This window comes from Chamaesiphon sp. OTE_75_metabat_556 (assembly GCF_031378165.1).
Classification (GTDB): Bacteria; Cyanobacteriota; Cyanobacteriia; order Cyanobacteriales; family Chamaesiphonaceae; genus Chamaesiphon.
In genome coordinates this window covers 1-11,841 of sequence record NZ_JANNDR010000098.1, presented here as the reverse complement: position 1 = coordinate 11,841, position 11,841 = coordinate 1, and the positions used below count along the sequence as shown (strand labels likewise).

Annotated in this window: 9 protein-coding genes and 2 pseudogenes; 4 read left to right on the top strand and 7 right to left on the bottom strand. The window is 44.4% G+C overall.

Going from position 1 to position 11,841, the window contains the following annotated elements; translation table 11 throughout:
* Positions 1–573, top strand: a 573-nt coding sequence (locus RMO27_RS04375; RefSeq protein ID WP_309729498.1) for an aminotransferase class III-fold pyridoxal phosphate-dependent enzyme, incomplete at its 5' end; no start/stop codon positions are given.
* 159 nt (positions 574–732) lie between these two features.
* Here the strand turns inward: RMO27_RS04375 and RMO27_RS04370 are convergent.
* The gene (locus tag RMO27_RS04370; RefSeq protein WP_309729494.1) at positions 733–1,260 is read right to left on the bottom strand and encodes a DUF6444 domain-containing protein; all 528 of its coding nucleotides are present in this window, start codon (positions 1,258–1,260) and stop codon (positions 733–735) included.
* 94 nt (positions 1,261–1,354) lie between these two features.
* Between RMO27_RS04370 and RMO27_RS23725 the strand changes: the two are divergent.
* Positions 1,355–1,555: pseudogene (locus RMO27_RS23725) on the top strand (Uma2 family endonuclease); the annotation flags it as partial.
* On the opposite strand, the pseudogene RMO27_RS04365 reads toward RMO27_RS23725, so the two are convergent.
* A pseudogene (locus RMO27_RS04365) lies at positions 1,536–2,178 on the bottom strand (RNA-guided endonuclease InsQ/TnpB family protein); the annotation flags it as partial. The pseudogenes RMO27_RS23725 and RMO27_RS04365 sit on opposite strands and share 20 nt — an antisense overlap.
* Positions 2,179–2,455: 277 nt before the next feature.
* Here RMO27_RS04365 and RMO27_RS04360 point away from each other — a divergent pair.
* Positions 2,456–2,809, top strand: coding sequence for a single-stranded DNA-binding protein (locus tag RMO27_RS04360; protein WP_309729490.1), 354 nt, complete (start codon positions 2,456–2,458; stop codon positions 2,807–2,809).
* A gap of 189 nt (positions 2,810–2,998) precedes the next feature.
* Here the strand turns inward: RMO27_RS04360 and RMO27_RS04355 are convergent, their stop codons facing one another.
* Both RMO27_RS04355 and miaA read right to left on the bottom strand, forming a co-directional pair.
* Positions 2,999–4,771 carry an ABC transporter ATP-binding protein gene (locus tag RMO27_RS04355; RefSeq protein WP_309729488.1) on the bottom strand — a complete coding sequence of 591 codons (1,773 nt, stop codon included), beginning with the start codon at positions 4,769–4,771 and terminating at the stop codon, positions 2,999–3,001.
* Between the two features lie 104 nt (positions 4,772–4,875).
* Complete coding sequence (miaA, locus tag RMO27_RS04350; protein WP_309729485.1) at positions 4,876–5,781, bottom strand: tRNA (adenosine(37)-N6)-dimethylallyltransferase MiaA; 906 nt, start codon at positions 5,779–5,781, stop codon at positions 4,876–4,878.
* Between the two features lie 224 nt (positions 5,782–6,005).
* On the opposite strand from miaA, the gene gyrB reads away from it, so the two are divergent.
* The gene (gyrB, locus tag RMO27_RS04345) at positions 6,006–7,943 is read left to right on the top strand and encodes a DNA topoisomerase (ATP-hydrolyzing) subunit B (RefSeq protein ID WP_309729483.1); all 1,938 of its coding nucleotides are present in this window, start codon (positions 6,006–6,008) and stop codon (positions 7,941–7,943) included.
* 295 nt (positions 7,944–8,238) lie between these two features.
* On the opposite strand, the gene RMO27_RS04340 is transcribed toward gyrB, so the two are convergent.
* The 3 genes from RMO27_RS04340 to RMO27_RS04330 all read right to left on the bottom strand — a co-directional run bounded on the left by RMO27_RS04340 (position 8,239) and on the right by RMO27_RS04330 (position 11,736).
* Positions 8,239–8,598 carry a type II toxin-antitoxin system PemK/MazF family toxin gene (locus tag RMO27_RS04340; protein WP_309729481.1) on the bottom strand — a complete coding sequence of 120 codons (360 nt, stop codon included), beginning with the start codon at positions 8,596–8,598 and terminating at the stop codon, positions 8,239–8,241.
* Positions 8,595–8,861, bottom strand: coding sequence for a hypothetical protein (locus tag RMO27_RS04335; protein ID WP_309729478.1), 267 nt, complete (start codon positions 8,859–8,861; stop codon positions 8,595–8,597). The genes RMO27_RS04340 and RMO27_RS04335 overlap by 4 nt, the downstream gene beginning before the upstream one ends.
* 217 nt (positions 8,862–9,078) lie before the next feature.
* Positions 9,079–11,736: a tetratricopeptide repeat protein gene (locus RMO27_RS04330; RefSeq protein WP_309729476.1), complete on the bottom strand. Its 2,658-nt coding sequence runs from the start codon at positions 11,734–11,736 to the stop codon at positions 9,079–9,081.
* Positions 11,737–11,841: the final 105 nt, after the last annotated feature.

Genomic DNA, 11,841 nt, shown 5'->3' with positions numbered 1-11,841 from the left:
CGGAAACTATGCGATGAGAAGGGAATTTTACTAATTCTCGACGAGGTACAAGTGGGAATGGGACGTTCGGGGAAATATTGGGGTTACGAGCAATTAGGCATCGAGCCAGATATTTTCACTAGTGCCAAGGGTTTAGGCGGTGGGATTCCAATTGGCGCGACGCTATGCAAAGAATCTTGCAATGTATTCCAGCCTGGAGATCATGCAAGTACCTATGGCGGAAATCCCTTTGTCTGTGCAGTGGCTTTAGCAGTCTGTCAAACATTGGAACGGGAAAATATTCTCGCCAATGTCCAAGCACGGGGCGAACAATTGCGGGCTGGTTTACAACAGTTAGCTGCAAAATATCCCGCCATCTCGGAAGTTCGGGGTTGGGGTTTAATTAATGGATTAGAGTTGCAATCTGAGAGTAAAATTAATGCAATCGACGTAGTTAAAGCAGCGATGGAATTGGGTTTATTATTAGTCCCTGCGGGGCCAAAAGTCGTCCGGTTTGTGCCGCCACTAATTGTAACTGAGTTGGAGATCGATCGGGCTGTGAGTATTTTCGATCGGGTTTTGGGTGCAATGTAGTAAATTCAGAGTGGGTAATTCCCACTCTAATTCAAGTTTAAATATTTGTTTTGAACATTGAGAATAACTTTTACATTCGCTTTCCAGCAAGGGTTTTAGGCTGTTTGAACAGTGGTGAAATTACGGCTATTTGCTCACCAGGACATGGATTATTCGTAACTACTCAGGCTGAAGAGTGGGAAAAAGTGGCGTTTCCATGAAAACGAGTCTAAGGGCATCAAGAACACCACACTTTGGGCAACACTTCTCTTCTGCTTGGTGTTCGTGTACCACCAATTTTATTGGCGGTAGCTCGTGAACTTGGCTGCATCTCAAATTTAATACTTCTACATTTTCCAGTGATGCACCGCAACTTTTGCAATCTACAACTGGATAGACAAATACTTCATCTACTTCTCCACACCATTCTAATGTGCTGCCAGGATGATCTTTTTGTCCGCCACTTTTACGACCACTCTTGGTGCGAAGGCTTTTTGTTCGTTTCGCAAATCCATCCCCTGATGGTGGCTTGCTACTATTTTTGCTGTCCTTACTTTTTTGATTTTCTAATACTTCAATCCGTGCTTCTAGTGCATTAATCCGCGCCACCAGACTTTCCACCAACGCAATCACTGCTTCTTCCCCTTGGGCATAGCAGGCACGGATTTCTTCTGTGCTAATGGTTAGTTTTTGAGATGCCTGCTTCAATGCTCTGCTGTCCGTTCGATTTCTTGACTTGACTCTACACCTATCACTACCGCTTATCCCCAAACCTTCCTAATTTTTTAAGCCTGAGTAGTTACGAAATATTAATTGGCAGGGTTATCGGCAACTACTAGAGATTTTGGGCGATCGACGTGCTGCAAAATTGACATTCGATCGAGGAACTTTAGAAATTACGATGCCGTTAGAAGAACACGAGTTTTCGGGACGCTTAATCGAGCTTTTTATTCGGATTTTAGTAGTAGAGCTAGGTTTGAAGATTAAAACAATGGGTTCGACAGCCCAAACAGATGAGGTAGAAGCGGAGATGAATTTACTTGACATACTCCCGCCGCTAATCCTGTACCACCGTAACCGATATAGCGGGGGATTCTTATTCGCGGTTCACAGAGAATTACTTGCAGTCTTTGATTACTCATCGACTGTAGAGGTACATCTCTCCCCGCGCTTTCCCTCATTCTCAGAGGCAGATCCTTCTTGCCCAGAAGTACTGTGTTTATTCCACTCAACACCAAGAATGTTCAATCCCTTATGCAAGATATTCAAAGCCGCATTCGTATCGCGACAAATCTCAATTTTGCAATTAGGACATGACTGGGTTCTGGTGCTGAGGGACTTTTTGACCCGATGACCGCAATTAGAGCAATCTTGAGACGTATAGTTTGGCGATACTGCCACAACTGCTTTATCCCAAATCTTGCCGTAGTAGTCTAGCCATTGAGTGTATTGATACCAACCAGCATCGGAAATTGACTTAGCCAAATGATGATTTTTGACCATGTTCGCAATCTGCAAATTTTCATACACCACAACATCGTTAGATATCACTACGTTTCGGGCTTGCTTAATCGCCCAATCTTTCCGTTAGCGTTGAATTTTGAGATGAACTCTTCCTAGTCGTTTAAAATATTGATTAAGCAATGAATTTGTGCAGTGAACTCATACACCCGCCCATCTCCCGCTGGCTACGCCTTTGCGTCTAGTGGGCGGGTGCAATCGTTCTACGGTGGTACAGCTCGCATTCATCTACTGGTCGGGTGACCCGACCAATCCACCACCAAACGGGGTACCGTTCTGGTGGGGGCATTCTGCTGTTCTAGGTAAATGGGTCAGAGAAATGAAAAAATCTTAGTCATTTTGAGTTAGAATAGGATATAAAGTACATAACTACTATTTTAGTATGAGTCTTAATGTTGTTCATCTGGTGGGAAGAGTTGGCGGCGATCCAGAACTCAAATGGTTTGAGGGTTCGGGAAAATGCGTGTGTACGCTCACTCTCGCCGTCAATCGTCGCAGTAAGAATCAAGATCAACCCGACTGGTTTAACCTCAAAATCTGGGGCAAAACTGGCGAAATTGCTAAAAACTATGCCAAAAAGGGCAGTCAAATCGGGATTAAAGGTTCGCTAGAAGTCGAAACTTGGATCGATAAAGCGACAGGTACCGAACGCTCTCGCCCCGTGATCAAGGTTGATAGTCTCGATCTACTCGGCTCGAAGAAAGACAGTGCTGAGGCGATGCCAGACTATATGTAGCGTTAGCATGGTTGCGGGGTAGAATAGCGCAGACAATATTGTAGGGGTATCCCTTGTGGGTACCCACAAGGGGCGTTTTTATGTCTAGGGTTCCCCCCGAATAGAAAAACGACAAGACAGGGATACCCCTACAGATCTAGGGAATTATGCGATATTCCGTAACGTCTCTTTGCTAACCCTTTTGGGCATCTACGCAGCAACCTTCGCATTCTGTTGAATCTTCCATAATCCTGCATAAATGCGATCGAGTGTCAATAATTCATCGTGGGTACCCGCTTCAACTAATTGCCCGCGTTCCATCACATAAATTTGATGAGCATTGCGGATGGTAGAAAGTCGATGGGCGATCGCAATTGTCGTACGATCGAGCGTAATTCGATCCAAAGATCTTTGAATAGCTGCTTCAGTTTCATTATCTACAGCAGATGTCGCTTCATCGAGAATTAAAATTGGCGGGTTTTTTAAAACCGCACGGGCGATCGCAATTCGTTGGCGTTGTCCCCCAGACAACTTCTGTCCCCGCTCGCCGACAATAGTGTCGTAACTATCTGGTAATAGATCGATAAACTCATCAGCTTCAGCAATTTTGGCAGCCGCGATAATATCATCTAGAGTGGCATCGGGAGTACCATAAGCAATATTTTCTCGTACCGAACCGTGGAATAAAAACACATCCTGACTGACTAATCCGATCGCGCGCCGCAAGTCTACCAGATGTAAATCTTGAATATTAATCCCGTCTAAAGTAATTACCCCCGACTGAATTTCATAAAGCCTTAATAAGAGTTTTACTAAAGTACTTTTGCCAGAACCAGTTGCCCCGACGATCGCGATCGTCTTACCAGCGGGAATTTTCAAGGATAACTCTTTAACTACAGTCGATCGATCTGGATAAGCAAAAGTTACGTCCCGTAATTCAATCTCACCCCGAACGTGTGGTAAAGCGATCGTGCCTGAATCGATCGCAATTGGCGTATCTAATAAATCCATCACTCGATGAGTTGAAGCCATCCCCCGTTGATAGAGATCTAATGTCTCACCTAAGCGCGTCAGCGGCCATAATAACCGCTGCGTGAGGTAAATGAGGATGCTATAAGTACCAACGCCCAATTGACCTTTTACAGCCGCAATTCCACCCAATAGTAGTGTCATGGTGAAACTAAATAACACTGCCATCCGAATTAAGGGTACGAATGCCGCACTGATGGAAATCGCCCGACGATTGCTCTGACGATAGGCTTCACTATCTGCACGAACTCGATCGAGTTCATAAGCTTCAGTAGTGAAACTTTTGATCGTGGTAATTCCACCTAAGTTATTTGCCAGCCGACCATTTAATAAACCGACTTTTTCCCGAACGTTAGTATAATAAGGTGCGAGTTTTTTTTGAAACCAAATCGAACCGATAATAATAATTGGAATTGGGACGATCGACCACCATGCTAATGAAGGTGCCAGAATGAAGAATACACCGCTAATAACGATCGCATTAGTCAGTACTTGAATGATTTCATTGGCACCAACATCTAAAAATCGCTCTAACTGATTGATATCATCGCCGAGAATTGCCATCAAATTACCCGTGCTTTGATTCTCAAAGTACGCTAATTCTAATTGCTGAATGTGTCCGTAGGCATCCAGTCGGAGATTGTGCTGGATTTTTTGGGAGAGATTGCGCCAGAGATTGGTATATACATATTGAGATAAGGATTCTAACACCCAGACAATCACAGTAATTATCGTCAGCACGATCAATTGCTGCTCGACATTCTGAATCCCCAATGTTGCCAGGAATGAATCTTGTTTTTTGACAACGACATCTACAGCGATCCCGATCAGAATTTCTGGCGCAACATCGCATAATTTATTGAAAATTGAGGAAATACTTGCTTGCCAAGCATTGCCCCGATATTGGCGTCCGTAGGCTAACAATCGTTGCAGGGGATGCACTTTACTATTCATGACCGATTTTACTCTGTGGCACTCTTTCTTATGTTAGACGTTAGTGGGGAGTTGGGAGCTGCTATACCACCGGATGGGAGTGGGGTAAAAGAGGGAGTTGGTGTCTAAATGTGTGTCGATCGAAATTGTTGTACTCGATCCCAGACACGATCGACTAAAATCGGATCGTCACTATCGAACCACTCAATTTCGGAAATCGATCGAAACCAGGTGCGTTGGCGTTTGGCAAATTGCCGCGTGTGGACGATCGTCAGCTCGATCGCTTCTGTTAAACTAACTTCACCCTGAAGATACTGCTGCATTTCGGCATAACCCAAGGTATCGAGCAGCGGTAAATCCCAGCCATATTTAGCCCCCAAATATTTCACCTCATCTTCCCAACCCAAAGCGATCATTTGCTGGGTGCGGTGCTCAATGCGCTTGCCGAGTAGATCTACCCGTTCGCAATCCAATCCAATCTGGAGAATTGGATAGCTGGGTGGATCTTCGTCCTGCTGACTAGAAATCGTTTTGCCCGTGACATAATAAACTTCCAAAGCCCGTACCGTGCGAGTCGCATCATGAGGATGAATTTTTTGAGCGGCCAGCCGATCGAGATGTGCCAAGATCTGGTAACATTGCACCTGACCCAAAGCGAGCAACTGCGATCGTAAGTCTGGCTGTGGTGAGACTCGGGGCATCTTCAACCCCTTCACCACTGACTTAATATATAGTCCCGTCCCCCCCACTAACAACGGGATTTGCTCCGACTGATGAAATTTATCGATGAGTTCCTGTGCCTGCGATTGATATTCGGCAAGAGTTACGGTACAATCTGGATCTGATGTACTAACTAAGTGATGTGGTACTAATGCTAGCTCTGGGATCGAAACCTTGGCCGTAGCAATATCGAACTCTCGATAGATCTGCCGCGAGTCTGCACTAATAATAGGTGAGTTGAGACGTTGGGCAATCGCGATCGCCAGTCCTGATTTTCCGGTAGCTGTCGCACCACAGATAACTATAAGCATAGGAAATAGAGAGTAAAGGGTAGCGAATCAAGACAGAGGGTAGAGCGTCAGAGTAAAGTCGATCGAATATATTGCTGCCAACTACTCACTACCATCTACCCTCTATTAAAGATATTCCCAGGACTATCTAGATTCGTCCATAGCCTATTTGTGTTATAATTTTGGAGTGATTTATCATCAGTACAGCCAATAGCGGCTTGTGACTCATTATTGGAGCATCGTTTATGACCAGCGATTATGGTGACGACAACATTCGGGTACTGGAGGGACTAGAAGCCGTCCGCGTTCGACCGGGGATGTATATCGGGAATACTTCGGCGACGGGACTCCATCACCTAGTATATGAGGTTGCGGATAACTCGATCGATGAAGCTTTGGCTGGTCATTGCAAAAATATCGACATTTCCATCAATGCCAATGGATCGATTACTGTCATCGACGATGGACGCGGGATTCCGGCTGGGATTAACCCCCAAACGGGTAAATCCACGATCGAAACCGTACTCACCGTACTGCACGCTGGCGGTAAATTCGGGGATGGTGGTTATACTGTCTCTGGTGGTTTGCATGGTGTGGGGATTTCGGTCGTCAACGCACTCTCAGCTAATGTCGAGGTCAAGGTCTGGCGAAATCAGAAAATTCATACCCAGAAATTTGAAAAAGGCATAGCAGTAACCGGATTGGATATCGTACCGAGTCCCGAAGATCGGACGGGTACGACCGTGACATTTTTACCCGATATCGAGATTTTCAAAGAGGGGATTGTCTTCGACTTTGATACCCTCGCAGTGAGGTTCAAACAGTTAGCTTATCTCAACGCCGGACTGCGGATTAGTTTTAGCGATTATCGACTAGAACTGTTAGAGCATAACGAACCCAAGATTGAAAATTACTACTATGAAGGCGGGATTCGGGAGTATATTGCATATCTAAATGTCGATAAGCAGCCCCTCCATGAAGAAGTAATTTATATCCAAAGTGAGAAGAATAAAGTTCAGGTAGAAGTGGCTCTACAATGGTGTAGTGATGCCTATAGCGATAATATCTTAGGATTTGCCAACAATATTCAAACCAAGGAAGGCGGGACGCACTTAGACGGATTGAAAGTTGTCTTAACTCGGACGATGAATGCGATCGGTCGTAAACGCAATAAAATCAAAGAAGGTGACGCCAATCTTGGTGGTGAAAACATTCGGGAAGGTTTAACCGCCATTGTTTCAGTTAAAGTCCCCAATCCTGAATTTGAAGGCCAAACTAAGACTAAATTAGGCAATAGTGAAGTTCGGGGGATTGTAGACTCGATCGTATCCGAAGCTTTAATTGAATATTTAGAGTTTCGTCCCAATATTGCCGATGCGATTTTAGAGAAAGCACTTCAGGCTTTTAATGCAGCAGAAGCAGCCAGAAGAGCGCGGGAATTAGTTCGCCGCAAATCAGTTTTAGAATCTTCAACTTTACCTGGTAAATTAGCAGATTGTAGCTCCAAAGATCCTAGTGAATCTGAGATTTTCATCGTCGAAGGCGATTCGGCAGGGGGGTCGGCAAAACAAGGCAGGGACAGACGTTTCCAAGCAATCCTCCCCCTGCGCGGTAAGATTTTAAACATTGAAAAAACTGACGATGCTAAGATTTATAAAAACACCGAAATTCAAGCTCTAATTACCGCATTAGGTTTGGGTGTCAAAGGTGAAGATTTTAAATCCGAACAATTGCGGTATCACCGGATTTGTTTGATGACGGATGCCGACGTCGATGGTGCCCACATTCGGACGCTATTGCTGACGTTCTTTTATCGCTACCAGCGAGCATTGATCGAGGAAGGCTACGTATATATTGCTTGCCCACCGCTCTATAAATTAGAACGGGGACGCAATCATTACTATTGCTATAGCGAACGCGAATTGCAACAGAAAATTGCTGAATTTCCAGCTAATGCCAACTATACAATTCAGCGATTCAAAGGTTTGGGAGAAATGATGCCCCAACAGTTGTGGGAAACCACGATGGATCGGGCAACGCGTACGCTCAAACGGGTCGAGATTCAAGATGCTGCTGAAGCTGATCGAATCTTTACTATTCTGATGGGCGATCGTGTAGCACCGCGCCGCGAATTTATCGAAACCTATGGGCCGAAATTGGGTCTAATGGATTTGGATATTTAGTATGGATTTAGGGTAGGGGCAATTCATGAAGCGGCGGTTTTATTCGGAGGTTCCCTCCGAATAAAAAAACCGACAAGACAGCGGCTTGCGCACGCCTTTGTTCCCCGACGGTTTAGCAAGACAAGACATTGCCCCTACCCTAAATATTGGTGATGGCAACGGTCGAAAATCATACCTGTGTCCAGCAATGCCATTATTTGTTCTTCGATCGATGTTTCGACGTGATTGTTTTTGTGTCTTTAAGTTCCTCAAAATACTTAATTACAACTTCTCGATCAATCGAGATACATCAGTTTCACTCTACTTCGCCGATCGATTCATCTAATTTCAAGGTATAAATCAGAGCTTCATTTAACTGTTGAATATACAATGACGAGAGCTTACCAAGTTGACGGATTAGTCGCTGTCGGTCGATAACGGCAATTTGATAGCAGAGTGCCACAGATTCTTGAGTGAGTCCACCTTCTTCGGCGGGAACGATAATGGTTCCAGGAATGTTCGAGCGGCGAAGATTAGAAGTGAGCGGCACAATCACGACTGTTTGGGTGAATCTATCGATCGTCTCCCGCTGTACGACAACAACCGGACGTATTCCGGCTTGTTCTGAACCTCTACTGGGGTTTAAATCTGCAAGGTAGATGTCACCACGGCTCACGCGTAATCCTCTTGTTGAAGATTTGAGGAATATTCTGGCAGGATGGTTTCAGCAAAAATTATGTCTTCTTGGGCAAATTCGGCTTTCAACTCTGCTGCATCAGCATCAGAAACTAGACGATCCCACTGCTGAAAACGAGTCGATCTATCAGTGATTTTGCTATTTTGGGCTGGAGTTGAGAGTTTGGTATCTAGCTCTTTCCGTTCGGCATCTGTCAGTGTTTGAATGATTTGGGCTAGGGAGTCTACCAGTTTTGCATTCATTGCGATCTTGCTCCATACTAACCTGCACTATTTATTCATGATAGGCGATCGGGTTAGCGGTGAGGCAGAATCAAGTTGGGAAAAGATATACTCGTTTACCGCAGCAATTGGGGTTAATCTCAGGATAAGTTTTTTGACTGAGTGGTGTTGTCGTTGTCAAATGCTGTCTTGATCGAGTCGATTGCGCAGCGTCGTCAATGGCGAATCGCTTTTAGCTTTATGCAGAGGGATGGGGCAGAGAATTGAGCCAGCTTAGGATGTTTTGGGTCGTAGGATTATTTGAACCTAGTTTGGATTGGGCAATGGCAAAGGCTTTGCGGTATAGATCTTTTGCTTCTACATATCTCTTCTGGTGCTGATAAAGAACACCCAAGCTCCATCGAGTCATTGCAACATCAAAGTGATCATCGCCAAGACACTTTATCCTCATTTGCAGTGATTGAAGATAAAATGATTCAGCCTCATCATATCTTTCTCGATCGAAAGATAGCTTGCCTAGATTGTTTAAAATCGTAGCAACCTCAGAATGTTCTTCTCCTAGTATTTTTTTCTTGCCTTCCAGTGCCTCGATATATAATGTTCTAGCTTTTGTCAGTTCACCTAGATCTTGATGGCACTTAGCTATATTGGCAATAGTTGTATAAATTTCCCGATGATCTACATCTAATGAAGCCTTGCTTATTTTTAGTGATTTTTCAAATAGAAATAGAGCATCTTTGTATTTCCCTTGATTTGAATACACCAATGCCAAGTTATTCATGGTGGTAGCAACCCTGAGATCGTGTTCACCAAAATTCTCGATCTTTGCATCCAAGACTTGTTTATGGAGCTTCTCTGCTTCATCATATCTTCCTAGATTATTATAAAGAGCGGCTAGGTTGCTCATAGGATTAATAATATCAATAGAATCTTTACCCAACAATCCTTCAATCAATTCAATTACTTGAACCAATAGTAATTCTGCTTCTTCGTATTTTCCTCGAATTATTAGAGTTTTTGCAAGATTATTTTTGACGCATAGAGTCTCAGATCTGCTTTCACCTAATAATTTAATCATCAGATTTAGAGCTTTTCGGTAGAATAACTCTGCTTCTTCATATTTTCCTCGATCGCAATAAACTCCAGCAAGAACATTGTAGCTAGTCGCAACATCTGTATGTGTATTTCCAAAAATCTCAATTCGTATATTTAATGATTGTAGGCAAATACCTTCTGCTTCCTGATATTGACCTTGATTACGATATATATCTACAAGCTCTTGAAAGATATAGCAAACTTCATGATGTCGATTGCTACACCGTTTTTCTATTATTTCCAAACAACGATGGCACCATGATTCACTTAAAGAATAATCACGCTGACTTTTGTAAAATCTAATTATTCCGAGAAAAGGCCAACTTAGTTCATCATCACTTAAAATATTTATCCATTGGGTTGCAATTTCCTCTAAATGAGGGATTTTGACACTAATTTCTTTAGCTTTATCAATTGCCAGAGGTTCTTTAATATTTTGAGCGATTCCAATCATTGTCTGGCAGAAGCCACTTTTAAGAATTTGACCTCGATCGATTCTCTGCTCCAACTTAATCCGAAAATATTCCTGCACGATTTGGTGCAACTGGTACCGACTCTCACCAACCCGCTTCAACAAACTACGAGCCATCAAACCATCGTCCCTAGTGTCCTCCAGATCGTCAGGTTCGACCTCCGACTGACAACTTTCCACCAACGACCAAGGAATCGGCGCGATCGCAAACATCCCCAACACACAAGCCAGTTCTTGCTCCGCTTCATTCAATTCCTGCCAACTCAATTCCAAAGCAGCAGCCACACCTAATTGCCCCGTCATCCCATTTTCCGTCTCAACCAAAGCCTTGGCATCTAAACGCTTCGCTTCCAGTGCTTTGAGGAGTCGATCGATCGACCAATCCAACTTCCGCGCCAAGAATCTTCCCAATAATTCCAAAGCCAAGGGCAAATATCCCACCCATTTACAAAGAGCCTGGGCATCAATTAACTGCGATCGAATTCGCTCCGTTCCCACCAATGATTCTAAAAGAGCGATCGCGCTGTCTTCATCCAATTCTTCAATGGCAATCTTCTGAACGGTGGAGCCTAAATCTAACCGAGTCGTAATCAGTAGCTTGAATCTGGGATCTGCTGGGGGTAAATAAGGCTCGATCGCTTGGTAATCGGTCACATCATCCAGAACCACCAGAGCTGCACCCTCCGGCCACCGCTGCCAGCAAAACGCCACTTGAGCATCGATTTCCAGTTGTTCGGGCAGTTTTAAGCCCAGGTGGACTTGAGCAAAGTTCACAATGTCAGTCGCTATTTCTCGATCTCTGGCTCTGAGCCAACAGAGTCCAGCGGAGTATTTGCCTTGCTGCAACTGAGCGATCGCGTATTGCAGTGCTAGCTCGGTTTTACCAATGCCGCCCATGCCCTGAACTGCGGCGATGGCGATCCGTCGATTATTCTGAAGTTGTTCATGTAGCTCCTTTAGTTTAGAATCGCGACCCACAAATTCGACTACACCGCTGCGGGGCAGATTTTGAGGCGTACCAACCGGACTCTGGCTCAGGGCAATATCATCTAGTAATTGCCCCAAAGCTTTGATGACAGCCTCAGCCTCAAATTCATATCGATCGCCAATATAGGCGGTGGCATTGCCTTCGACTAGCACCTGATAGCCTTTGGATTGACCCAGATTAATCTGGAGCATCCGCGCATCAGTTTGTATGGCATTGGTTAATGCACCATTTCGATCGAGTTCGCTTTTGAGCCGCGTCATTACATCGTTGATATTGGCACCTGGAGAGGTTTTGGCAATATCCAATAAGACGGTACAAAGGGCTTCGATCGGGTCGTTCATTGCGATTGGCTCACTGATTTATTTTACTCATTGATGTGGGTGGCGATCGGGAAACTATGCCAATCGATCGATCTCAGAACGATCGGAATGACTCGTGTTTTGTGG